At 73.8% G+C, this 22,672-nt stretch carries 19 protein-coding genes and 1 pseudogene; 8 read left to right on the top strand and 12 right to left on the bottom strand.

The genetic code is table 11. The features are described from left to right. Nucleotides 1–58: 58 nt before the first annotated feature. From ACIQLL_RS05630 to ACIQLL_RS05650, 5 genes and pseudogenes are all read right to left on the bottom strand, one after another. Nucleotides 59–1,279: an acetyl-CoA C-acetyltransferase gene (locus ACIQLL_RS05630; protein WP_402464195.1), complete on the bottom strand. Its 1,221-nt coding sequence runs from the start codon at nt 1,277–1,279 to the stop codon at nt 59–61. Further along, a complete protein-coding gene (locus tag ACIQLL_RS05635; RefSeq protein ID WP_402464630.1) occupies nt 1,276–1,917 on the bottom strand; it encodes a 3-oxoacid CoA-transferase subunit B in 642 nt (213 codons plus the stop codon). The genes ACIQLL_RS05630 and ACIQLL_RS05635 overlap by 4 nt, the downstream gene beginning before the upstream one ends. 84 nt (nt 1,918–2,001) lie before the next feature. Further along, a pseudogene (locus tag ACIQLL_RS05640) lies at nt 2,002–2,802 on the bottom strand (CoA transferase subunit A); the annotation flags it as partial. Between the two features lie 137 nt (nt 2,803–2,939). Further along, complete coding sequence (gene nhaA, locus ACIQLL_RS05645; RefSeq protein ID WP_402464197.1) at nt 2,940–4,124, bottom strand: Na+/H+ antiporter NhaA; 1,185 nt, start codon at nt 4,122–4,124, stop codon at nt 2,940–2,942. A 218-nt stretch (nt 4,125–4,342) separates the two neighbouring features. Then, nucleotides 4,343–4,900, bottom strand: a complete 558-nt coding sequence (locus ACIQLL_RS05650; RefSeq protein WP_402464198.1) for a DUF1697 domain-containing protein — start codon at nt 4,898–4,900, stop codon at nt 4,343–4,345. Nucleotides 4,901–5,164: 264 nt separating this feature from the next. Here ACIQLL_RS05650 and ACIQLL_RS05655 point away from each other — a divergent pair, with 264 nt between their 5' ends. After that, on the top strand, nt 5,165–6,508 hold the full coding sequence (locus ACIQLL_RS05655) for a PhoH family protein (RefSeq protein WP_402464632.1): 1,344 nt from the start codon (nt 5,165–5,167) through the stop codon (nt 6,506–6,508). Here the strand turns inward: ACIQLL_RS05655 and ACIQLL_RS05660 are convergent. Continuing rightward, nucleotides 6,477–7,880, bottom strand: coding sequence for an FUSC family protein (locus ACIQLL_RS05660; protein WP_402464200.1), 1,404 nt, complete (start codon nt 7,878–7,880; stop codon nt 6,477–6,479). The genes ACIQLL_RS05655 and ACIQLL_RS05660 overlap by 32 nt on opposite strands. 69 nt (nt 7,881–7,949) lie before the next feature. Here ACIQLL_RS05660 and ACIQLL_RS05665 point away from each other — a divergent pair, with 69 nt between their 5' ends. Further along, nucleotides 7,950–8,438, top strand: a complete 489-nt coding sequence (locus ACIQLL_RS05665) for a MarR family winged helix-turn-helix transcriptional regulator (RefSeq protein WP_402464202.1) — start codon at nt 7,950–7,952, stop codon at nt 8,436–8,438. A gap of 292 nt (nt 8,439–8,730) precedes the next feature. Here the strand turns inward: ACIQLL_RS05665 and ACIQLL_RS05670 are convergent, their stop codons facing one another. From ACIQLL_RS05670 to ACIQLL_RS05685, 4 genes are all read right to left on the bottom strand, one after another. Further along, nucleotides 8,731–10,164, bottom strand: coding sequence for a class II fumarate hydratase (locus ACIQLL_RS05670; protein ID WP_402464204.1), 1,434 nt, complete (start codon nt 10,162–10,164; stop codon nt 8,731–8,733). A gap of 103 nt (nt 10,165–10,267) precedes the next feature. Then, complete coding sequence (locus ACIQLL_RS05675) at nt 10,268–10,918, bottom strand: carbonic anhydrase (protein ID WP_402464206.1); 651 nt, start codon at nt 10,916–10,918, stop codon at nt 10,268–10,270. Beyond that, a complete protein-coding gene (locus ACIQLL_RS05680; RefSeq protein WP_402464208.1) occupies nt 10,915–11,838 on the bottom strand; it encodes a carbohydrate kinase family protein in 924 nt (307 codons plus the stop codon). Before ACIQLL_RS05680 ends, ACIQLL_RS05675 begins: the two co-directional genes overlap by 4 nt. Then, nucleotides 11,838–12,092 carry an exodeoxyribonuclease VII small subunit gene (locus tag ACIQLL_RS05685; RefSeq protein ID WP_402464210.1) on the bottom strand — a complete coding sequence of 85 codons (255 nt, stop codon included), beginning with the start codon at nt 12,090–12,092 and terminating at the stop codon, nt 11,838–11,840. Before ACIQLL_RS05685 ends, ACIQLL_RS05680 begins: the two co-directional genes overlap by 1 nt. Nucleotides 12,093–12,211: 119 nt before the next feature. Here ACIQLL_RS05685 and ACIQLL_RS05690 point away from each other — a divergent pair, with 119 nt between their 5' ends. Next, the gene (locus ACIQLL_RS05690) at nt 12,212–13,852 is read left to right on the top strand and encodes an ABC-F family ATP-binding cassette domain-containing protein (RefSeq protein WP_402464212.1); all 1,641 of its coding nucleotides are present in this window, start codon (nt 12,212–12,214) and stop codon (nt 13,850–13,852) included. Between the two features lie 27 nt (nt 13,853–13,879). On the opposite strand, the gene xseA is transcribed toward ACIQLL_RS05690, so the two are convergent. Next, a complete protein-coding gene (gene xseA / locus ACIQLL_RS05695; protein WP_402464634.1) occupies nt 13,880–15,157 on the bottom strand; it encodes an exodeoxyribonuclease VII large subunit in 1,278 nt (425 codons plus the stop codon). A 60-nt stretch (nt 15,158–15,217) separates the two neighbouring features. Between xseA and ACIQLL_RS05700 the strand changes: the two genes are divergently transcribed. Continuing rightward, the gene (locus ACIQLL_RS05700; RefSeq protein ID WP_402464214.1) at nt 15,218–16,219 is read left to right on the top strand and encodes a 4-hydroxy-3-methylbut-2-enyl diphosphate reductase; all 1,002 of its coding nucleotides are present in this window, start codon (nt 15,218–15,220) and stop codon (nt 16,217–16,219) included. Nucleotides 16,220–16,335: 116 nt separating this feature from the next. Here ACIQLL_RS05700 and rmuC read toward each other — a convergent pair whose 3' ends face one another. After that, the gene (rmuC, locus tag ACIQLL_RS05705; protein ID WP_402464216.1) at nt 16,336–17,880 is read right to left on the bottom strand and encodes a DNA recombination protein RmuC; all 1,545 of its coding nucleotides are present in this window, start codon (nt 17,878–17,880) and stop codon (nt 16,336–16,338) included. Nucleotides 17,881–17,963: 83 nt separating this feature from the next. On the opposite strand from rmuC, the gene ACIQLL_RS05710 reads away from it, so the two are divergent. Genes ACIQLL_RS05710 through ychF form a run of 4 tightly spaced genes read left to right on the top strand, consistent with a single transcriptional unit; the run spans nt 17,964 to nt 22,580 of the window. Then, nucleotides 17,964–18,803, top strand: coding sequence for an ABC transporter ATP-binding protein (locus tag ACIQLL_RS05710; RefSeq protein WP_402464218.1), 840 nt, complete (start codon nt 17,964–17,966; stop codon nt 18,801–18,803). Next, nucleotides 18,773–20,380 carry a hypothetical protein gene (locus ACIQLL_RS05715; RefSeq protein ID WP_402464219.1) on the top strand — a complete coding sequence of 536 codons (1,608 nt, stop codon included), beginning with the start codon at nt 18,773–18,775 and terminating at the stop codon, nt 20,378–20,380. The genes ACIQLL_RS05710 and ACIQLL_RS05715 overlap by 31 nt, the downstream gene beginning before the upstream one ends. 47 nt (nt 20,381–20,427) lie before the next feature. Next, a complete protein-coding gene (locus ACIQLL_RS05720) occupies nt 20,428–21,483 on the top strand; it encodes a GNAT family N-acetyltransferase (protein ID WP_402464221.1) in 1,056 nt (351 codons plus the stop codon). 11 nt (nt 21,484–21,494) lie between these two features. Then, the gene (gene ychF / locus ACIQLL_RS05725; RefSeq protein ID WP_402464223.1) at nt 21,495–22,580 is read left to right on the top strand and encodes a redox-regulated ATPase YchF; all 1,086 of its coding nucleotides are present in this window, start codon (nt 21,495–21,497) and stop codon (nt 22,578–22,580) included. The last annotated feature ends 92 nt before the right edge of the window (nt 22,581–22,672 follow it).

Raw genomic sequence — 22,672 nt, forward strand, 5'->3', positions numbered from 1 at the left:
CGTTCTCCGCCGCTGAGAACGGTCGATTTCATACCCACAACGCTCGGGGGGGCGGGGGTCAGGCCTCCAGCAGGAGCGCCTCGCCCTGTCCGCCGCCACCGCACAGCGCGACGGCGGCGCGCACGCCGGCCTCGCCCCCGGCCCGTCGACGGGCGAGCTCGTGCACGGCGTGCACGGCGAGCCGAGCGCCCGACGCACCGATGGGGTGCCCGAGCGAGATGCCACCGCCGTGCGGGTTGACGATCTCCGGGTCCAGGCCCAGCACCCTCGTCGACACGGCCGCCACGACGGCGAACGCCTCGTTGATCTCGACGTGGTCGAGGTCCGCCACCGTCCACCCCTCGCGCCCCAGCGCCGCGGTGATCGCGTTCGCAGGCTGGGAGTGCAGGGAGGTGTCCGGCCCGGCGACCTGGCCCGCCGACCGCACCGTGGCCAGCACGTCGACCCCGGCGTCCGCCGCCCGTGACCGGGTGGTCAGCACCAGCGCCGCCGCGCCGTCGGAGATCTGCGAGGAGTTGCCCGCGGTCAACGTGCCCTCGCGCGAGAACGCCGGCCGCAGCCGGGCCAGGCCGTCGGCGCTGGTGTACGGCCGCACGCCCTCGTCGGAGGAGACGACGACCGGGTCCCCCTTGCGCTGCGGCACCTCCACGGGTGCCAGCTCGGCGGCGAGGAGCCCGTCCTTGGCGGCCCGCGCGGCGCGCTGGTGGGAGGCGGCGGCCACGGCGTCCTGCTCCTCGCGGGACACGAACACCTCGCCGGTGTTGTGCTCCTCGGTGCTGCGCCCCATCGCCTGCCCGTCGAACGCGTCGGACAGCCCGTCGCGGGCCACGGCGTCGAGCAGGGTGGCGTCGCCGTACCGGAACCCGGCCCGGGCGCCGGGCAGCAGGTGCGGGGCGTTGGTCATGGACTCCTGGCCGCCGACGAGCACCACCGACGCCTCGCCGGTCCGCAGCAGCCGTGCCCCGTCGACGACGGCGGTGAGCCCGGACAGGCACACCTTGTTGACGGTCACGGCGGGCACGTCCATGCCGACACCCGCGGCGACGGCGGTCTGGCGCGCAGGATTCTGCCCGGCGCCCGCCTGCAGCACCTGGCCGAAGATCACGGCGTCGACGTCGGCGGCCAGCGACCCCGCCTGCGACAGCGCGGCGCGGGCGGCCACGGCGCCGAGCTCGACGGCGGTCAGGGAGGCCAGCGCGCCGCCGAGGCGGCCCTGCGGCGTCCGGGCGGCGGAGACGACGACGACGTCGTCGGGTCGGGGTGCGGTGGTCGTGTTCATGAGCTCTTCTCGGTTTCTGTGATGGCGGGGTCGAGGTGCAGCGGCGCCCCCGTGGCGGCCACGACTTCCTCGGCCGTCACCCCCGGGGCGAGCTCGCGCAGCACCAGTCCGTCGTCGGTCACGTCGATCACGGCAAGGTCGGTGATGATGCGGTCCACCACCCCGCGGCCCGTGAGCGGGAGGCTGCACTCGGGCAGGATCTTCGGCGAACCGTCGCGGGCCGTGTGGTCCATGAGGACGATCAGTCGCCGTGCCCCGTTGACCAGGTCCATGGCGCCGCCCGGCCCCTTGACCATCTTGCCGGGGATCATCCAGTTGGCCAGGTCCCCGGTGGCCGAGACCTGCATGGCGCCCAGGATCGCCGCGTCGATCTTGCCGCCACGGATCATCCCGAAGCTGGTGGCGGCGTCGAAGACCGAGGCGCCGGGCAGCAGCGTGACGGTCTCCTTGCCGGCGTTGATGAGGTCCGCGTCGACCTCCTCCTCGGTGGGGTAGGGACCGACGCCCAGCAGGCCGTTCTCCGACTGCAGCACGAGGTGCCGGTCGGCCGGGACATGGTTGGGCACGAGGGTCGGCATCCCGATGCCGAGGTTCACCGAGGAACCCTCGGTCAGCTCGGCGGCGGCACGCGCCGCCATCTCGTCGCGGGTGCGTCCGTGGGGCGGTCCGTCCGCACCGGAGGCCGCGGTGGTCGCGGCGGGGGCCGGGGTGCCAGGTGTCGACGCCGCGAGCCCGGCGGGCCGCGTGGTGCGCTTCTCGATGCGCTTCTCGATCGAGGCGCCGACCTCGACGACCCGGTGCACGTACACCCCGGGCAGGTGGATCTCGTCGGGGTCGAGCTCGCCGGGCTCGACGAGCTCCTCGACCTGCGCCACGCAGACCCGGCCCGCCATCGCCGCCTGGGGGGAGAAGTTGCGGGCCGAGCGGTGGAAGACGAGGTTCCCGTGCCGGTCGCCCCGGGCGGCGTGCACGAGCGCGAAGTCGGTGCTGATCGCCTCCTCCAGGACGTACTCGGCCTCGACGCCGTCCGGCCCGGCGAAGGTCCGCACCTCCTTGGGCGGAGAGGCGAGCGCGACGCCGCCGCCGGCGTCGTACCGCTGGGGCAGGCCGCCGTCGGCCACCTGGGTGCCCACACCGGCACGCGTGAAGAACGCGGCGACGCCGGACCCGCCGGCGCGCAGCTTCTCTGCCAGGGTGCCCTGCGGGGTGAGCTCGAGCTGCAGCTCGCCGGCCAGGTAGCGACGGGCGAACTCCTTGTTCTCCCCGACGTAGGACGCCGTGATGCGCCGGATGCGGTCGGCGCCGAGCAGGACGCCCAGCCCCCAGCCGTCCACGCCGCAGTTGTTGCTCACGACCCACAGGTCGCGGGTGCCCTGGTCCAGCAGCGCCTCGATCAGGGCGATCGGGTTGCCGCAGAGCCCGAAGCCGCCGACGGCGATGCTCGCCCCGTCGGGGACGTCGGCCACGGCGTCGGCCGGTGACGGTACGACCTTGTCGGGGTCGTTCGTCGGTGAGGTGGTCATCGAAGGTCCTCCGTGTCCTCGTCGACACGGGAGCGGGGTGTGCTCCCACCCCGATCCTGCCACGCGCGACGGCCGCCGACCCACGAGGTCGGCGGCCGTCGGGTACCCGGACGACGTCCGGGGCGTGGGCGGTCCGCTCAGTGCTCCTTGCGGTCCTCCTCGTCGCCGATGAAGGTCGTGACGTCGTCCGGCAGGTCGTCCCGGTTCATGTCCGGTCCGCGCTCCTGGCGCACGTCCCAGCGCAGCGTGCCGGCACCGAGGACGGCGGCGATCACGGAGGCCATGAGGATCGCCGCCTTGGCACCGAGCGTGTGCTCGGAGTCGTGGCCGAACGACAGCTCCGAGATGAGCAGCGAGACGGTGAAGCCGATGCCGGCCAGGAAGGCGACGGGCAGCAGGTCGCGCACGCCGATCCCCGCGGGCAGCCGCAGGGGCGTGACCCGGGTGACGATCCAGGTGGTGCCGAGGACGCCGAGCAGCTTGCCGACGACGAGCCCACCGACGATCGCGAGCACGATCGGCTGGCCCAGGATCTCCGCGGGGCCGCCGCCGTCGACCAGGTTCACCCCGGCCGCGAAGAAGGCGAACAGCGGCAGGGCGAGCCCCTGGGACCACGGCTTGACCGCGTGCTCGTAGTGGTGGGTGCGCGTCTCGGTCTCGCCGTGGATCGGGCGCGCCGCGATGGTGAAGCCCATCAGCACGCCGGCGATCGTGGCGTGCACGCCCGAGGCGTGCATCATGGCCCACGCGACGGCGAACAGCGGCACGAGGATCCACCACTTCGGCGACCGGGAGCGCGCGTGCCAGCCGAACAGGACGACCACGACCAGCGAGGCGCCCAGCCACAGGAAGCTGATCGACTCGGTGTAGAAGACCGCGATGATGATGATCGCGAGCAGGTCGTCGACGACGGCGAGGGTCAGCAGGAAGGTGCGGATCGCGACCGGCAGCCCCTTGCCGAAGACGGCGAGCACGGCGAGCGCGAAGGCGATGTCCGTGGCCGTGGGGATCGCCCACCCGTGCAGGGCGCTCGAGTCGCCCAGGGTGAGGACCACGACGGTGTAGAAGATCGCCGGCAGGGCCATGCCCCCGACGGCGGCGAGCATCGGCACGCCGGCCTGCTTGGGGCTGCGCAGCGACCCGGCGACGAACTCGTGCTTGAGCTCGACCCCGACCGTGAAGAAGAAGACGGCCAGCAGGCCGTCGGCCGCCCACTGCGCCAGGCTCAGGTGCAGGTGGAGGGACTCGGGCCCGATCTCGGTCTCGGTGAGCGTGGTGTAGGCGTCGCGCCAGGGGGAGTTGGCGAAGATCAGCGCGATCACCGCCGCGCCGATGAGGAGGGCGCCGCCCGTCGTCTCCTTGGAGAGGAAGTGGTTCAGGCGGGCGCCGAAGGACTGGTGGGTGACGTCGGTGCTCAGGGTGGGACTCCTGTCCGGTGGTGGCGTGCAGCGGGGACCGGCGTCTCAGCCGGCGCCGCCGACCAGTCTTCCCGGCTCACCTTGCCACCACCCTACCGGCCGTGCACCGCGGGGACCGTCGGTCACGCCGTGTCCTGGCTCATCGCGAGCAGCCGCAGGGTCGTGCGCCAGTTGCGTGCCGTCGTCCAGGTCCCGGCGGCCCGGTCGATCGCGGTCGCGGTCAGCCGGGAGCGGCCGATGCCCGCGACGTAGTGCACGTAGAGCGCGCCCTCGGCCGTGGCGAGCACCTCGGGGCCGTCGTGCGTCGCGGCCAGGCGCGCCACGCCGTCGGCGTCCACCGGGTCGGGACCGAGGTGGAGCTGCAGGTGCGCGGGGTCGTCGGTGGCCGGGCCGGGCAGGGGGTTGGCGGCCACCAGCGCGGCGAGCCGCTGGGCCGGCAGGGCCACGGCGGGCACGTCGGCGCCGACGAGCCCGCCCAGCGCGGCCGCGACCTTCCGGGCTACCTGCGCCTCGCCGCCGTCGCTCGTCGTGCCCGACGTCGCGACGAGGTTGCCGCTCGTGGCGTACGTGCGCGCGTCGTGCAGGCCGGCGTCGGCGGCCGCGGACCGCAGGTCGGCGGCGGAGACCCGGCGGTTCCCGCCGACGTTGACCCCGCGCAGCAGCACCACGTACGTCGTCATGGCCCCATGGTGCCCGCAACCGGCGTCGGTCACACGGGTGTGAACTCTGGATGACGGTTTCGCGACGCGCCGCCGCTGTGACGTCGGCCACCGTCCGGCGGTCGTAGCGTGGCGACCAGGACACCCACCCAGGGTGTCCCCGGGAGGCCAACCGATGGAGTGCTCGCTCCGTGCTGGAGGGCCGGCCCCGGTCCTCGCGCACGAGGCGGCGCGTTCGACCGGTCGCCCGCCCCGCCCGCCGTTTCGCTCTGCGCGAGGGAGCACATCGTGGCCCACACCGAGAACCCCAGCACCGACACCCGGACGTTCGTCGTCGACACGTCCGTCCTGCTGTCCGACCCCCGGGCGATCTACCGCTTCGCCGAGCACGACGTCGTGCTCCCGGTCGTCGTCGTCACCGAGCTCGAGGCCAAGCGCCACCACGCCGAGCTCGGGTACTTCGCCCGCAGCGCGCTGCGGACGCTCGACGACCTGCGGATCCAGCACGGCCGGCTGGACGCGCCCGTGCCGATCGGGACCGACGGCGGGACGCTGCGGGTCGAGCTGAACCACACCGACCCCCAGGTGCTGCCCGCGGGCTTCCGGCTCGGGGACAACGACACGCGCATCCTGTCGGTCGCGGCGAACTTCGCCGCCGAAGGGCTCGACGTGACCGTCGTGTCCAAGGACCTGCCGATGCGTGTCAAGGCCTCGGCCGTGGGCCTGCGGGCCGAGGAGTACCGCCACGAGCTCGCGGTGGACTCCGGCTGGACGGGCATGCGGGAGATCACCATGACCGACGACCAGATGGCGTCGCTCTACGAGGGGTCGACCGTCGAGCTCGCCGAGCTCGACCCCGCCGTGCTCGCCGAGGCCGACCCGTTGCTGTGCCACACGGGGCTGGTGATCCACTCCGCGGGCGGCTCCGCCCTCGGACGCGTCACCGCGGACAAGCAGGTGCGGCTCGTGCGCGGCGACCAGGACGTCTTCGGGGTGCACGGCCGGTCGGCCGAGCAGCGCGTGGCGATCGAGCTGCTCTGCGACCCGGACATCGGCATCCTGTCGATGGGCGGCCGGGCGGGCACCGGCAAGTCGGCGCTGGCGCTGTGCGCCGGGCTGGAGGCCGTCCTGGAGCGTCGCCAGCACCGCAAGATCATCGTGTTCCGGCCCCTGTACGCCGTCGGTGGCCAGGAGCTCGGCTACCTGCCGGGCAGCGAGTCCGAGAAGATGAACCCGTGGGCGCAGGCCGTCTTCGACACCCTCGGCGCGCTGGTCTCGCCCGAGGTCGTCGAGGAGGTCATCGACCGCGAGATGCTCGAGGTGCTGCCGCTGACCCACATCCGCGGGCGTTCGTTGCACGACGCGTTCGTGATCGTCGACGAGGCCCAGTCGCTCGAGCGCAACGTGCTGCTGACGGTGCTGTCCCGGATCGGGCAGGGCTCCAAGGTGGTGCTCACCCACGACGTCGCCCAGCGGGACAACCTGCGCGTCGGCCGGCACGACGGCGTCGCGGCGGTCATCGAGGCGATGAAGGGGCACCCGTTGTTCGCCCACGTGACCCTGACCCGGTCGGAGCGTTCGCCCGTGGCGGCCCTGGTCACCGAGATGCTGGAGTCGCTCGAGATCTGACCCGGGGGTGCACGAGCACCACGGCGAGGACGCCGAACGCGGCCCCGACCACCGTGTCCACGGCGCGGGACAGAGCCATGCCGGTCGGGTCGGCCGGGGCCGCGAGCGACGTCATGAGCAGCGCCATCGGCGTGATGGTGAGCATGGCGAGCCCGTAGTGCCGGCCGACCACGATCTCGGTGACGACCTGCAGCGCCACCACGGCCACGCAGGTGGCGACGAACCCGAGGTGCGCCGCGAGCAGGGGCCAGGCGAGCAGGGCGCCGACGGCGGTGCCCGCGGCGCGCTGCAGGGCGCGGACCACGGCGTGGTGCGCCGTCGTGCCCTGCAGGGTGGCGGTCGCCCCCATCTGGGCCCAGGCGGGGTGTCCGACGCCGGACAGGGCGGCGACGGCGCCCGCGGCGACGGCCGAGGCGAGCACGCGCACGCCCGCCAGGCGCCAGCCGAACCCGGGCCAGGTGGCGCGTGCCCGGTCGGCGAGCCGGGTGCGTGCCGGCAGCCCGGCGGCAGGTGAGGCCGGCCACCCGGAGTGCTCGACGCCCGCCGGGCCGGGCGTGCCGGTCCTCGACGGCTGGTCGTGCGCGGGCAGTCGTCGCTCGATCGTGGCGAGCTCGGCGGCGAGCCGCAGGGCCGCCGGCCGGGTCCGGGCGTGCGAGGCGTCGTCGGCCAGGACCTCCCGGGCCGCGCGGATCGCGGCACGCGCGGCCGCGACGTCGGCGGCGGTGGTGCCTTCTGCGGTCGTGCCTTGTGCGTTGCTGTCGGTCACGGTGCCGGGCCCGACCCGCCGGGCGGCGTCGTCGGCCCGGCGCACGGCGAGCCGCGCGGGCGCGGTCGGGCGCAGCAGGTACCCGCTCATGACGACGAGCCAGGCGACGGCGGCGCCGGCCGCGCAGGCGAGGCCGCGCTCGGCGACGTCGGCCCAGGCGACCTGGCCGCCCATGCCGCCGGCCGCGGCGAAGACGACGATCGTGGCGCCGGGCGGACCGGTGCGGATCAGCACGCACAGGGCGGTCACGGCGGCGGCGACCCCGGCGACGGTGGTCAGGACGACCAGGTCGGCGGCCCCCGCGGCGGTGAGGGCCGCGGTGAGGACGACGGCGCCGGTCAGCACCCCGCCGAGCAGGGCGACGACGCCGGCGCGGCGCCGGTAGGGCTCGAAGCGCCCGTACAGCGAGGCCAGGGCGCCGAGCGCGACGAACCCGGCCAGGTCGGTGCGGCCGACCGCGGCGGCGAGCCCGAGGGCGAGCGCGACGGCGGTGCCGCAGCGCAGTGCCGCGGCGAGGGTGGCGTCGGCGGGGGAGAGGCGCAGAGCGGCCCGCAGGTGACGAGGGTCGGCGACGTCACGGGCGGTGGTGAGCACGGGAGAGGTCATCGCCACCATGATAGTTCACAGGTAAAACACTATGGAATGAGTTGCGTCACGCGCCCGTATCCTGGCCCCGTGGACTACATCGACCGGGTCCGGGTGCAGTGGGCCGAGGTGCTGCCCGACGTCGACACCTCGCCGGCGGACGTCGGCGCGCGGGTGCGGCGCATCGCGGCGCTGCTCGAGGCTGCGATGGCCGACGACCTGGCGGCCTCCGGGGTCAGCCGGGCCGAGGTGGACGTGCTCACGGCGCTGCGGCGTGCGGGGCGCCCCCTGCGCGCCGGTGAGATCACGACGATGACCGGATCTCCGGGCGCCTCCATCACCAAGCGGCTGGACCGGCTGGCGGGTGCGGGCCTCGTCGAGCGGGCGGTGCCCGAGCGGGACCGGCGGGGTGTCGTGGTCGCGTTGACGCCGGCGGGGGAGGACCTGGTGGACGACGTCTTCCCGCGGCAGGTGGAGCGCGAACGGGCGGCGACGGCCGACCTGTCCGCGGCCGAGCGGGCGGAGCTGGGCCGGCTGCTCGCCGTCGTGCTGCGCGGGCTGGACCCCCGCGACTACTGAGGTCTCTGCTCCGGGGGAGGCGCGCCGTCCCAGGTGGAACCCCCCAGCCCCGCGCACTCGGCGGCGCGCCTCCCGCGTGCTGCGACCCTAGCAGGTGAGGTAAGGCTTACCAAAGGTCCCATCCGCCCTCTGAGACACCATCGTCGTTGTGGGTATGAAAATGACGTCCCTCCATTGGTGGCGGGACGTCATTTTCATACCCACAACGCCGGCGGCCGCGGTCGAGCGCCGGCGGAGCGCGATGGTGTGCTGGCGGAGCGCTGGTGGAGTGCCGGCGGGTCGGTGGTGGTGCTCAGGCCCGGGGCGGACGCGTCATCGACAGCACGTCGAGCGCCTCGTCGAGCTGGGTCTCGGTGACCTCGCCGCGCTCGACGAACCCGAGCGCCACCACGGCCTCGCGGACGGTGATGCCCTCGGCCACGGCCTTCTTCGCGACCTTCGCGGCGGCCTCGTAGCCGATGACGCGGTTCAGCGGCGTGACGATGGACGGCGAGGACTCCGCGAACGCCCGGGCCCGCTCCACGTTCGCCGTCAGGCCGTCGACCGTCTTGTCCGCCAGGACGCGGGAGGCGTTCGACAGCAGGCGGACCGACTCGAGCACGCCCTGGGCGATGACCGGGATCTGGACGTTGAGCTCGAACGTGCCCGTCGCGCCCGCCCAGGCGACCGTCGCGTCGTTGCCGACCACGCGTGCGGCCACCATGAGCACGGCCTCGGGGATCACCGGGTTCACCTTGCCCGGCATGATCGACGACCCGGGCTGCAGGTCCGGGATCGCGATCTCGCCCAGGCCGGTGTTCGGGCCGGAGCCCATCCAGCGCAGGTCGTTGCAGATCTTCGTCAGGGACACCGCGATCGTGCGCAGGGCACCCGAGAGCTCCACCAGGCCGTCGCGGGCCGACTGCGCCTCGAAGTGGTCGCGCGCCTCGGTCAGCGGCAGGCCCGTGTCCTCGCGCAGCAGCTCGATGACCCGCTGGGGGAAGCCCGCCGGGGTGTTGATGCCGGTGCCCACCGCGGTGCCGCCGAGCGGGACCTCCGCGGCGCGGGGCAGCGCGGCCTCCAGGCGCTCGACGCCGTAGCGCACCGCCGCCGCGTAGCCGCCGAACTCCTGGCCCAGCGTCACCGGCGTGGCGTCCATCAGGTGCGTGCGGCCGGACTTCACGACGCCGGCGAACTCCTCCGCCTTCGCGGACAGCGAGGCGGCGAGGTGCTGCAGGGCGGGGACCAGGTCGCGCACGACGCCGGCGGTGGCGGCGACGTGCACCGAGGTGGGGAAGACGTCGTTCGAGGACTGCGAGGCATTGACGTGGTCGTTCGGGTGCACGTCGCTGCCCAGCGTCTGCGTGGCCAGGGTGGCCAGCACCTCGTTGGTGTTCATGTTCGACGACGTGCCCGAGCCCGTCTGGTAGACGTCGACGGGGAAGTGCCCGTCGAGCTCGCCCGACGCGACGCGGTCCGCGGCCGCCGCGATGGCGTCCGCGACGCCCCGGTCCAGCACGCCGAGCTCGGCGTTGGCCAGGGCGGCGGCCTTCTTCACCCGGGCCAGCGCCTCGATGTGCCCGCGCTCCAGCGTGGTGCCCGAGATCGGGAAGTTCTCGACCGCGCGCTGCGTCTGGGCGCGGTACAGGGCCTGGGCGGGAACGCGGACCTCGCCCATCGTGTCGTGCTCGATGCGGAACTCGGTCTCGGGCGCGCCTGCGCCGCCGGCCACGGTGTCGGAAGTCATGGTTCTATCGTGCCGCACCCGCGCCGTCGTCCGTGTGTGAGAGGTGTCACGCGGTGCGCACGGTCCGCGGCCGCGGACCGTGCGCACCGCAGGGGCAGCGACGTCAGCGCAGCGGTTCCTCGCCGACGTCGCCGGCCACCTCGATCAGGCGGGCCGATCCCTCGGCGAGGTCGTACTCGACACCGACGATCGCCACGCGACCCTCGGCCACCGCGGCGTCGAGAGCCCGGGAGTACCCCCGCAGCGTCGCCACGGTGTGCCGCACGTGCGCGGTGCGCAGCCGGTCGGCGTAGGCGGACTCGTCCTCGGCGGCCCCGGCGGCGGACGCCTCGGGTCCGGCCAGCTCGGCGATGGACGGGATGACCTTGTCCACCACGGACCGGACGAACCCCGGCGGCTGCTCGCCCGTCCGCAACGTGTGCGCCGTCGCCTTGACCGCGCCGCAGGAGTCGTGGCCCAGCACCACCACGAGCGGCGTGCCGAGGACCTCGACGCCGAACTCGATCGAGCCGAGCACCGTCGTGTCGACCACGTGGCCGGCGGTACGGACCACGAACACGTCGCCGAGTCCCTGGTCGAACACGATCTCCGCGGCCACCCGGGAGTCCGAGCAGCCGAAGACCACCGTGTGCGGGTGCTGGGCGGCGGTCAGCTCGGCGCGCCGCACCGACATCTGCGACCGCTCTGCGGGCGCGTCGTGGACGAATCGTTCGTTGCCGGACCGCAGCGCGGCCCATGCCTCGGTCGGGGTCATGCGTTCTCCAGCTCGTCGGACCACGGCGGGTTCGCACCCGCCCGGGACACCGTCACCGCGGCGACCGCGACGCAACGCGTCAGCAGGGACTCCACGGTGGCGTGGTCGATGGTACGCAGCGCCTCGCGCCGTTCCGCACCCAGCAGGTCCGCCGTCCACAGCCCGTCCAGCAGCGCCCCCATGAACGAGTCACCCGCCCCGACGGTGTCGACCACCGTGACCGGCCGCGAGGGCACGTGCACCTCGCCCGCCGCCGTCACCGCCGTCGCCCCCTCGCCGCCGAACGTCACGACCACCAGCGCAGCGCCCAGATCGTGCACCCACGAGCGGGCCACGTCCAGGGGCGCCGTGCCCGACGCCAGCCACTCGAGGTCCTCGTCGCTGACCTTCACCACGTCCGCGAGGCGCACCAACGACTCCACCGGCACGCGGGCGTCGGCGGGCTCGCCCATCAGCACCGGGCGCGCGTTCGGGTCGTACGTGATCGTGGAGGTGGCGCGCGCCGCCTCCACCAGGGCGTGCACGTCCGCCGCCCCCGGCTCCAGCACCGCCGCGATCGAGCCCGTGTGCACGGCGAGCGTCTCCGCCGTCGCCCCGGCACCGGCCGGCACCCGCCACTCCAGGTCGAACTCGTACGTCGCCGCGCCGGTGCCGTCCAGGGTCGCCTGCGCCACCGAGGTCCGGGCCGCGCCGTCGCTGCCGGGCGTCACGGTCACCCGGGAGCCGGCCAGCCAGGAACGCACCGCGTCCCCGCGCTCGTCCCGCCCGAGCCACGTCGCCAGCCGTGCGTCGCGCCCCAGCCGCCCCAGGGTCAGGGCGACGTTGGCCAGCGAGCCGCCGGGGTGCTCCGACACCGAGCCGTCCGGACGGCGCACCACGTCGACGAGGGCCTCGCCCACGGCGAGGACGTGCGGCGCCATCAGTCCTCCTCGGTCTCGGCGCTCGAGGCCGCCTGGGCCGCGGCCAGCCGCTCCCGGGCACCGTCGAGCCAGTCCTGGCACCGTGCGGCGAGCGCCTCACCGCGTTCCCACAGCGCGAGCGACATCTCCAGGGGCTCGCCCCCGGCCTCCAGCCGGGAGACGACCTGGACGAGCTCGTCCCGGGCCTGTTCGTAGCTGAGCGTCGCGACGTCGGGGACGTCGGCCGGAGCGGGGGTGGGATCTGCGTCGGTCACGGGGACAGTCAACCGCACCGCACCGACATCGCGCCGGGGCGTCTCGCCGGCAGGACGTATTCCGGGCCGCCGAGGTTTTCCGTTGCCGGGCGGGGGACACGTCGGGGAGCATCTCCCGCATGGGTCATCTGGAGGTGGCGCACGTCGAGCACGTGCTGCCGGACGGTCGCACACTGCTCGACGACGTCTCGTTCCGCGTCGGGGAGGGCAGCGTGACGGCGCTGGTGGGACCCAACGGCGCGGGCAAGACGACGCTCCTGCGGCTGGTCACGGGCGAGCTGCGGCCCGACGCCGGGAGCGTCGCCGTCAGCGGCGGGCTCGGGGTCATGCCGCAGTTCGTGGGCTCGGTCCGCGACGGGACCACCGTGCGCCAGCTCCTCGCCGGCGTGGCGCCGCCACGGGTCCGTGACGCCGCGCGGGCCGTGGAGGACGCCGAGGCCGCCGTGCTGGCGCTCGACGCCGGCGCCGACGACGCCGGCGCGACCGCGGTCCAGATGCGGTACGCCCAGGCGCTCGCCGACTGGGCCGAGGTCCAGGGTTACGAGGCCGAGACGCTCTGGGACGTGTGCACGACGGCGGCGCTCGGCCTGCCGTTCGAGGACGCGCAGGGGCGCGAGGTGCGCACGCTCTCCGGCGGCGAGCAGAAGCGGCTGGTCCTCGAGGCCCTCCTGCGCGGTCCGGACGAGGTGCTGCTGCTGGACGAGCCGGACAACTACCTGGACGTCCCGGGCAAGCGCTGGCTCGAGGAGCAGCTGGGTGCCACCCGCAAGACGGTGCTGTTCGTGTCCCACGACCGCGAGCTGCTCGCCCGGTCGGCCGACCGGATCGTCGCGCTCGAACCCGGGCCCGCGGGCTCGGACGCCTGGGTGCACGGCGGCGGCTTCGCCACCTTCCACGAGGCCCGGCGCGAGCGGTTCGCCCGGTTCGAGGAGCTGCGTCGTCGGTGGGACGAGAAGCACGCCCAGCTCAAGAAGCTCGTCCTCACCCTGCGGGCGCAGGCCGCGAGCAGCCCCGACATGGCGTCGCGGTACCGGGCTGCGCAGACCCGCCTGCGCAAGTACGAGGAGGCGGGCCCGCCGCCGGAGCCGCCCCGCGAGCAGGACATCACCATGCGGCTGCGCGGCGGTCGCACCGGCACCCGCGCGATCACGTGCGAGCAGCTGGAGCTCACCGGCCTGATGAAGCCGTTCGATCTGGAGGTGTTCTACGGCGAGCGTGTCGCGGTGCTCGGCTCCAACGGGTCCGGCAAGTCGCACTTCCTGCGGCTGCTCGCCGGGCAGGACGTCGCGCACACCGGGGAGGCGCGCCTGGGCGCGCGCGTCGTGGTGGGGCACTTCGCCCAGACCCACGCCCACCCGGAGCTGGTGGGCCGGACCCTGCTCGACATCCTCTGGGCCGACCACGCCAAGGACCGCAGCGCGGCGATGTCGGTGCTGCGCCGCTACGAGCTCCAGCAGGCCGCCGAGCGCCCCTTCGACCGGCTGTCGGGCGGCCAGCAGGCGCGCTTCCAGGTGCTGCTGCTGGAGATCTCCGGCTGCACGGCGCTGCTGCTCGACGAGCCCACGGACAACCTCGACCTCGAGAGCGCGGAGGCGCTGCAGGACGGCCTCGAGTCGTTCGAGGGCACGGTGCTCGCCGTGACGCACGACCGGTGGTTCGCCCGCGGCTTCGACCGGTTCCTGGTCTTCGGCCAGGACGGGACCGTGCGGGAGACGCCGGAGCCCGTCTGGGACGAGGGCCGGGTGGCGCGCACACGCTGAGTCGCACCGCGGCCGTGCTCCGACCGGTCAGGGGGTGGTCGCCGTGACCTGGGCGTCCAGGGAGCCGGCAGCCAGCCGGACGTGCACGGCGTCGCCCGCGGCGACGTCGTCGGACCTGCGCACCACGGCGCCGTCCGCCTGCTGCACGACGGCGTAGCCGCGTTCGAGGGTGGAGGCCGGTGACAGCGCGCGCACCTGCGCCGCGAGCCTGCCGACCTGCCCGGACGCGGTGAGCAGGGCGGCGTCGAGGCAGTGGCGGGCGTGGCGCAGCCGTTGCGTGACGTCGTCCTGGCGCGCCTCGACCATGGTGAGCGGACGCGCGAGCACCGGCCGGGACCGCACCGAGTCCAGGCCGTGCTGCTCGCGCGACAGCATTCCGGCCACGGCGCTCCGGATCTGCCGCCGGGCCTGCGTGACCCGCTGACGCTCCTCGGCGACGTCGGGCACGATCCGGCGCGCGGCGTCGGTCGGTGTGGAGGCCCGGTAGTCCGCCACGAGCTCCACCAGCGGAGTGTCGGTCTCGTGACCGATCGCGCTGACCAACGGCGTGGTGCACGCGGCCGCGGTGCGGACCAGCGCCTCGTTGCTGAACGGCAGGAGGTCCTCCACCGAGCCGCCGCCCCGCGCCACCACCAGGACGTCGACGTCGGGGCGGGCGTCCAGCTCGGTGATCGCCGCGCAGACCTCGCGGACCGCGTCCACGCCCTGCACGGCGACCTCGCGGATCTCGAACCGGACCTGGGGCCAGCGGGCCCGGGCGTTGACGACGACGTCGTGCTCGGCCTTGGACTCGCGGCCGCAGACCAGCCCGACGACGGACGGCAGGAACGGCAGCGGGCGCTTGCGGTCGGCGTCGAACAGGCCCTCGGCGGCCAGCACCCGGCGCAGCTGCTCGATGCGGGCGAGCAGCTCGCCCACCCCGACCTGCCTGATGTCCGAGGCGCGCAGGGACATCCGGCCGGCCTTGACCCAGAACTCCGGCTTGGCCTGCACCACGACGTGGTCGCCCACCTGGGGCTTCGCGGCCAGGCCGTCGTAGGCACGGGTCAGCATGTTCACCGGCAGCGACGCCTCGACGTCCGTGTCGCGCAGGGTCACGAACTGCATGCCGGACCCGCCGCGGTAGGTGTGCTCGACGATCTGGCCCTCGACCCACACCGGTGACATGCGGGCCACGTAGTCGCGGATCTTCGTCGACAACAGCCGCACGGGCCACGGTCGCTCCGCGGTGGTCTCCGCGGCGCGCTCGGGCAGCGGCTGCGGGGCGTCCGGGGTCGGGCTGGGGTCGATCACCCGGCCCAGCATGCCGTACGCCGCCCACACGGCCGTCACCGGCCCTCCACACCGGCCTCCTAGACTGGACCGGTGACTGCGACCGCCCCGGCCCCCGTCCGCTCCTCGACCAAGCGTGTGCTGCTCGCCGCGCCGCGCGGCTACTGCGCCGGCGTCGACCGCGCCGTGATCGCCGTGGAGAAGGCCCTGGAGAACTACGGCGCGCCCGTGTACGTGCGCAAGGAGATCGTGCACAACAAGCACGTGGTGGAGACGCTCCGCGAGCGCGGGGCCGTGTTCGTCGAGGAGGCGGACGAGGTGCCGCGCGGTGCCCGCCTCGTGTTCTCCGCGCACGGCGTCTCGCCGGCCGTCCGGGAGTCTGCGGCGTCCCGGGACCTCGAGACCATCGACGCGACCTGCCCCCTGGTCACGAAGGTCCACAAGGAGGCGGTGCGCTTCGCGAAGGCGGACCGCACTATCCTGCTCATCGGGCACGACGGCCACGAGGAGGTCGAGGGCACCGCGGGCGAGGCGCCGGAGCACACCATCGTCGTGAACTCCCCGGAGGAGGCCGACCGGGTCGAGGTCCCCGATCCCGAGAACGTGGTGTGGCTGTCGCAGACCACCCTGTCCGTCGACGAGACGATGGAGACGGTGCGCCGCCTGCGCGAGCGGTTTCCGCACCTGGCCGACCCGCCCAGCGACGACATCTGCTACGCCACGCAGAACCGGCAGGTCGCGGTGAAGAAGCTGGCCCCGGAGTGCGACCTCGTGATCGTCGTCGGGTCGGCGAACTCCTCGAACTCCGTCCGCCTCGTCGAGGTCGCCCTGCAGGCCGGTGCGCGTACGTCGTACCGCGTGGACCGCGCCGCGGAGATCGACGAGTCCTGGTTCGACGGCGTGACCACCGTGGGTGTCACCTCGGGCGCCTCGGTGCCCGAGATCCTCGTCGACGACGTGCTGCGCCTGCTCGCCGACCGCGGCTACGGCGAGGCCGAGGAGGTGCGCACCGCGACCGAGGACCTCGTCTTCTCGCTGCCGCGCGAGCTGCGTCCCCCGCGCGAGGCGCGACAGCTGCCGATCCAGCCCGCCTGACCCGTCGGTCGACGGGCCGGGCGGACGGTCGACCGCCCGCTCCGCGGGGTCGGCCTGCTCCCCGGGCCGCCCGGGCCGTCCGGCGCGCGACCTGCGGGTCGTGCCGCGGTCCGGGCTCAGCCGGCGGCGCTGCTGCTCGCGGAGTCCCCTCGACCGTCCCGCTCCGCTGCGGCGCGCTCGACCGCGCGGCGGTCCGACTCGACCAGCTCGTCGACGTCGTCGCGGGGCCCGTCCACGGCGATGGTGTCGATGGCGACGATCCCGCCCTCGTCCGCGGCGAGCAGCTCGGCCTTCGTGATCGGCCGGGTGGTCTCCTCGACGACCTTGAGGGGCTCGATCGCGTTGTTCGTGTCCACGACCTTGAGCTCGATCATGCGTCGCGCCTGCGGGAGCACGCGGGTCTCCAGCGATCCGACGAACTCGTTGTACCGCTTGGTCGCGGTCGTCATCGACTGGCCCAGCTTCGTGACCTTGTCGGTCATCGTCACGATGCGGCTGTAGAGCTCCTTGCCCACCTGCAGCACCTTCTGCGCGTCCTCGGCGATCGCCTCCTGCTGCCAGGCGTAGCCCACCGTGCGCAGCATCGCGATGAGCGTCATCGGCGTCGCGACGAGCACGTTCTTGCGTGCCGCGACCTCCAGCAGGTCCGGCTTGCGCTCGACGGCCGCGGCGAGGATCGGCTCGGCGGGCACGAACAGCACGACGAACTCCGGCGCGGCGTCGAACTGCGACCAGTAGGCCTTGCCCGCGAGCACCTCCACGTGCTTGAGCACGTCGCGCGCGTGGGCGTCGAGCTGGCGGTCGACCTCCGCCCGGTCGGTGACGGACTGGGCCTTGAGGTAGGCGCTCAGCGGCACCTTCGAGTCGACCACGACGTTCTTGCCGCCCGCCAGGTTCACCACGAGGTCGGGGATCAGGGCCTCACCCTCGGCGTTGCGGACGTGCACCTGGACGTCGAAGTCCACGTGGTCCAGCATCCCGGCCGCCTCGACCACCCGCTTGAGCTGCAGCTCGCCCCACATGCCGCGGGTCTGGTTGGAACGCAGGGCGGCCACCAGGTCGTTCGTCCCGGTGCGCAGCTCGCTGTTGACCGCCTCGAGGTGACGCAGCTGCTCGGTCAGGGTGCTCTGTCCGCGGGTCCGTGCCCGCTCGGCCTCGTCGACGCGGAGGTTGACCTTCTCCATCGTCTTGCTCAGCGGGTCGAGCAGGGCGCGGAACGACTGCTCCCGCTGGGCGAGCGTCTCGTCGTTCTTGACCGTGCTGGCCCGCAGCCGCTGCTCGGCCAGGGCCAGGAACTCCTTGTTGCTGGACGACAGCACCTCCCCGGCCAGGGACCGGAACTGCTGCGCCGCTCGCTCCTGGTCGCCCTTGACCTCGGCGACCTGGCGCTCCGCGTCCGCCCGCACCTGCTCCAGGCGCCGCTCCGACTCCTGCGCGGCCTGGGCCAGCCGCCGCTCGCCGTCGGCGCGCGCGGACTCCAGCTGCTCGTGCAGGGACGCCGCCTCCCGCCGCGCGGTGTCCAGCTCGGCGTGCAGGCGCACGGACTCCATCTCTGCGGACCGGCCCCGCGTCGAGGCGCGCAGCGCGTGCCACAGCCATCCGACCAGGACACCCACGGCGAGAGTCCCGGCAGCCACCAGCAGTGCGGTCGTCGTCTCCATGCCGGTCAGGTTGCCACGCGGCACCGACACGGCCGCGCCGACGCCCCGCTCCCGGGCCGATCAGGGCCCGATACGGTGAGTCCGTGACCTCGCCGCCACCTCAGTCGCCCCCTCCCGACCGGCCCGTCGGACAGCCCGCCGGACAGCCGCCGGACCTCGCCGCCGCGCTCAGCCTGCGTGGTCTGTGGAAGCGGTTCGGGGAGAAGATCGCGGTGTCCGGCGTCGATCTCGACGTCCCGAGCGGGTCGCTCTTCGGGCTGGTGGGCCCCAACGGCGCCGGCAAGACGACGACGCTGTCCATGGCGACCGGCCTCCTGCGGCCCGACTTCGGCAGCGCCCACGTGCACGGCACCGACCTGTGGGCGCGGCCGGACGAGGCCAAGGCGCGCCTCGGCATCCTGCCGGACGGGCTGCGGCTCTTCGACCGCCTCACGGGCGCCCAGCTCCTGACCTACGCCGGCCTGCTGCGCGGGCTGGACCGGCAGACGGTGACCGCACGCACCCAGGACCTGCTGGCCGCCATGGACCTGCTCGACGACCGCGACACCGTCGTCGTGGACTACTCGGCCGGCATGACCAAGAAGATCGCCCTGGCGAGCGCGATGATCCACGCGCCGCGCGTGCTGGTGCTCGACGAGCCCTTCGAGGCCGTCGACCCGGTCAGCGCCGCCAACATCCGGGGCATCCTGGACCGCTACGTGGCGGACGGCGGCACCGTCGTCGTCTCCAGCCACGTGATGGACCTGGTGCAGCGCATGTGCTCGCACGTGGCGATCATCGCGGGTGGCCACGTGCTCGACGTCGGCACCGTCGACGCCGTCCGCGGCCCGCAGAGCCTGGAGGACCGGTTCGTCGAGCTGGTCGGTGGACGTCGCGAGGCGGGAGGTCTGGAGTGGTTGCGCACTTCGTCCGACTCAAGCTGACGCTGCTCGGCAACACCTTGCGGCGCAGCGTCTGGCAGACCATCGGGCTGGCGGTCGCGACCCTGTACGGCCTGGGGGTGGTCGGCGTGCTGGTCGTCGGTGCGGTGGTCGGCGGGCAGGCCGACCCGGCGTTGACGGGCCGCGTGCTGACCGTGGGGGGCGCCGTCGTCGTGCTCGGCTGGTGGGTGGTGCCGCTGTTCGCCTACGGGCTCGACTCCACGCTCGACCCGCTGCGGTTCGTGCCGTTCGGGATCCCGCACCGCCGCCTGCTCGCGGGGCTCGCCGCTGCCGCGGTCGTGTCCGTCCCGGCGGTCGTCACCCTCCTGGCAGCGCTGGGCGCGTCGTTCGCGTGGGTCTCGGACCCGGTCGCGCTCCTGGCAGCGCTCGTCGGGGCGATCGCCGGCGTCGCCCTCTGCCTCCTCGGCGCGCGGGCGACGACGACGCTGCTCGCCCCGCTGCTGGAGTCACGGCGCTACCGCGAGGTCCTCATGATCGTGGCGATCGTCCCGATCCTGGGCGTCGGTCCGTTCTTCTCCTGGATGTCGAGCACGGCCGCGGGGGAGGGCGGGCTCACCCTGACCCTGTCCGCGGACTCGGCGTCCACCGCCCTCGACCAGGCGGCCGTCGTCCTCGGGTGGACGCCCTTCGGTGCGCCCTGGGCGCTCGCGGGCGCGGTGCACGACGGCGCCTGGGGCCTCGCCGCTGCCCGTGCGGGCGTCGTCGCGGTGACGACGGTGGCGGTCACGTGGGTGTGGTCGCGTGCCCTGGCGCGCGCACTGGTCTCGCCACGGGGCGGTGCCGAGGCCGGACGTGCCGCCGGCCTGGGCTGGTTCGGGCGCGTCCCGGCGTCGCCGGTCGGTGCCGTGGTCGCCCGGTGCGCCACCTACTGGACGCGCGACCCGCGCTATGCCGCGTCGCTGGCCATGATCCCGCTGCTGCCGCTCGTGGTCGTCGCCCTCGGTCTGACCTCCGGCGCGGGTGGGGGTCTGCTCCTGATGGCCGCGCCGGTGGCCGCGTTCGTCCTCGGCTTCTCGTTGTCCAACGATGTCGGTTACGACAACACCGCGTTCTGGCTGCACGTGGCCGTCGGCGTCCCCGGGCGTGCGGACCGGTGGGGCCGCACGGTCCCCGCCCTGGTGCTCGGCGTGCCGCTCGTCGTCGGGCTCACGCTGGCCGCCGTGGCCGTGGCCGGACGATGGGACGCCCTGCCGCCGCTGCTGGGTCTGTCCCTCGGGGTGCTGGGCGCCGGGCTCGGTACGTCGAGCGTGGCCTCGGCGCGGCTGGTGTATCCCGTCCCGAAGCCGGGGGAGAGCGCGTTCAAGTCCCCGCAGGGCGCGCAGATGGCGGCCTTCGTGGCGCAGATGGCCTCGTTCGGCGTCATCCTGGCGCTCATGGTCCCGACGCTCGCCGTCGGTCTCCCCGCGATCCTGGTGCCGAGCCCGCTGCTCGGGGCGATCACCCTGGGCGTCGGGCTGCTGACCGCCGCCGTGGCGCTCGTGGTCGGGACGAGGTGGGGCGCCCGGGTCTACGAGCGCCGGATGCCGGAGCTGTTGTCGCAGGTCACAGCCTTCGCGTGACGGTCCACGCACCCGGGCGTGTCGGTCGGACCTGACAGAATGAGGGCGTGAATCCCACGATCGATCGTCCGAACCTGAACCTGCCCGACGGTTGGACGGCGGTGGTTCCCGACCTTGCCGACGTCCCCCGTCTGGCCGGGCTGCGAGCACTCCAGGCGGCTCCGCACACCGGGTCCTCCCGGCCCGACGAGGCCGGTGTCGAGAACGAGATCGCGGGACCGGCGTCGTGGACGCGACGGCACGTCACGCTCCGGGACGACGACGGCGTGCTGCGGGCCTGGGCCCACGCCCACGACCGCGCCGCGGGCCGTGCCGTCATCGGGATCGAGATCGACCGGACGCTCGCCGACGCCGTGCAGGGCCAGGTGGCCGCGTGGTGCTACGAGTGGGCGGCCGAGGTGGGCCGCGAGTTCGCGCGGGTCCGCGGCGTGACCGCGCAGCAGCTCGACGCGGGGGCGTTCGCCGACGACGACGCGCTGCGCGGCTGGTTGGCGCAGGCCGGGTTCTCCCGGGCGCGCACCTGGTGGCAGATGTCCCGTCCGGTGACGCCGGCGGACGCCGGTCCGGGGGTGTTCCCCGCACCGAAGGACGGCGTGACCGTGCGCCGGGTGGCCCAGCACGACAACGGCCTGCCCGTGGCCGAGGACCTCACCGCGGTCCACCAGGTCCTCGAGACGGCGTTCACCGACCACTTCAACTCCTACCAGGAGTACTTCACGGAGTTCGTGCAGCGGTTGCGCGAGGACCCCGGGCACCGCTGGGACCACTGGTGGCTGGCCTGCGCCGACGACCCCGAGGACCCGGACGCCGACCCGGTGCCGGCCGGGGCGCTGGTGGGTTCCCAGCTGCCCGCCGACGCCGACGGGGTCGAGGGCACGTACATCGACTACATCGGCGCCCTGGCCGAGGCGCGCGGCCGCGGCGTCGCCACCGCGCTGCTGCACGCCGTGATCGCGGACGCGGCGGACCGTGGCCGCAACCGGGTGGGCCTGGAGGTCGACGCCGACAGCCCGACCGGGGCGGAGTCGCTGTACGAGCACCTGGGGTGGACCACCAAGTACGTCACGGAGTCCTGGCACCGGCAGACCGAGGTCGACGCGTAGACTCGGCCGACGTGGCTCTCACTATCGGCATCGTCGGGCTGCCCAACGTCGGCAAGTCCACGCTCTTCAACGCACTGACCCGCAACAGCGTGCTCGCGGCGAACTACCCGTTCGCCACGATCGAGCCGAACGTCGGCGTGGTCCCCCTGCCGGACGAGCGCCTCGGCACGCTCGCGGAGATCTTCGACTCCCAGCGGGTCCTGCCGGCCACGGTGTCCTTCGTGGACATCGCCGGCATCGTCAAGGGCGCCTCCGAGGGGGAGGGGCTGGGCAACAAGTTCCTCGCGAACATCCGCGAGGCCGACGCGATCTGCCAGGTCACCCGCGCGTTCGACGACGGTGACGTGATCCGCGTCGAGGGCTCGCAGGACGCCGCGGGCGACATCGAGACGATCTCCACCGAGCTCATCCTCGCCGACCTGCAGACGCTGGAGAAGGCGCTGCCGAGGATGGAGAAGGAGGTCAAGATCAAGAAGGGCGACCCGGTCCTGCTCGCCGCCGCGAAGCAGGCCCAGGAGATCCTCGAGGCGGGCACCACCCTCTTCCAGGGGGCCGCCGCCGCAGGTCTCGACCTCGCCGAGATCGCCTCCCTGCAGCTCATGACGGCCAAGCCGTTCATCTACGTCTTCAACACCGACGACGCCGGACTGGCCGACACCGCGATGCAGGACCGCATGCGCGAGCTCGTCGCCCCGGCCCAGGCGATCTTCCTGGACGCCAAGTTCGAGGCCGAGCTGGTCGAGCTCGAACCGGAGGAGGCCGCGGAGATGCTGGCCGAGAACGGCCAGGAGGAAGCAGGCCTGGACCAGCTCGCGCGGGTCGGGTTCGACACGCTGGGCATGCAGACCTACCTGACGGCGGGGCCCAAGGAGGCGCGGGCCTGGACGATCCGCAAGGGGTGGACCGCCCCGCAGGCGGCCGGCGTCATCCACACCGACTTCGAGCGCGGCTTCATCAAGGCGGAGGTCATCTCCTTCGAGGACCTGGTGGAGGCCGGTTCCGTGGCCGCCGTCAAGGCGGCGGGCAAGGCCCGCATCGAGGGCAAGGACTACGTCATGGCCGACGGCGACGTGGTGGAGTTCCGCTTCAACGTCTAGGCCCGAGGTTCACCCGGCGGGTGCCGACCGGTCGTCGTAGGGTGTCGGTCGACGACGATGTCTTTGCCGACCGGCCTCGGACGCGCATTCTC

Origin of the sequence: Isoptericola aurantiacus, assembly GCF_044769875.1 — a bacterium.
Lineage (GTDB): Bacteria > Actinomycetota > Actinomycetes > Actinomycetales > Cellulomonadaceae > Isoptericola > Isoptericola aurantiacus.

Bases quoted from the DNA above. Each gene is read 5' to 3' on its own strand.
- ACIQLL_RS05630 (WP_402464195.1), bottom strand. From the start codon at position 1,279: ATGAACACGACCACCGCACCCCGACCCGACGACGTCGTCGTCGTCTCC.
- ACIQLL_RS05635 (WP_402464630.1), bottom strand. From the start codon at position 1,917: ATGGCGGCGCGTGCCGCCGCCGAGCTGACCGAGGGTTCCTCGGTGAAC.
- ACIQLL_RS05650 (WP_402464198.1), bottom strand. From the start codon at position 4,900: ATGACGACGTACGTGGTGCTGCTGCGCGGGGTCAACGTCGGCGGGAAC.
- ACIQLL_RS05660 (WP_402464200.1), bottom strand. From the start codon at position 7,880: ATGACCTCTCCCGTGCTCACCACCGCCCGTGACGTCGCCGACCCTCGT.
- ACIQLL_RS05670 (WP_402464204.1), bottom strand. From the start codon at position 10,164: ATGACTTCCGACACCGTGGCCGGCGGCGCAGGCGCGCCCGAGACCGAG.
- ACIQLL_RS05675 (WP_402464206.1), bottom strand. From the start codon at position 10,918: ATGACCCCGACCGAGGCATGGGCCGCGCTGCGGTCCGGCAACGAACGA.
- ACIQLL_RS05680 (WP_402464208.1), bottom strand. From the start codon at position 11,838: ATGGCGCCGCACGTCCTCGCCGTGGGCGAGGCCCTCGTCGACGTGGTG.
- ACIQLL_RS05690 (WP_402464212.1), top strand. From the start codon at position 12,212: ATGGGTCATCTGGAGGTGGCGCACGTCGAGCACGTGCTGCCGGACGGT.
- xseA (WP_402464634.1), bottom strand. From the start codon at position 15,157: ATGCTGGGCCGGGTGATCGACCCCAGCCCGACCCCGGACGCCCCGCAG.
- rmuC (WP_402464216.1), bottom strand. From the start codon at position 17,880: ATGGAGACGACGACCGCACTGCTGGTGGCTGCCGGGACTCTCGCCGTG.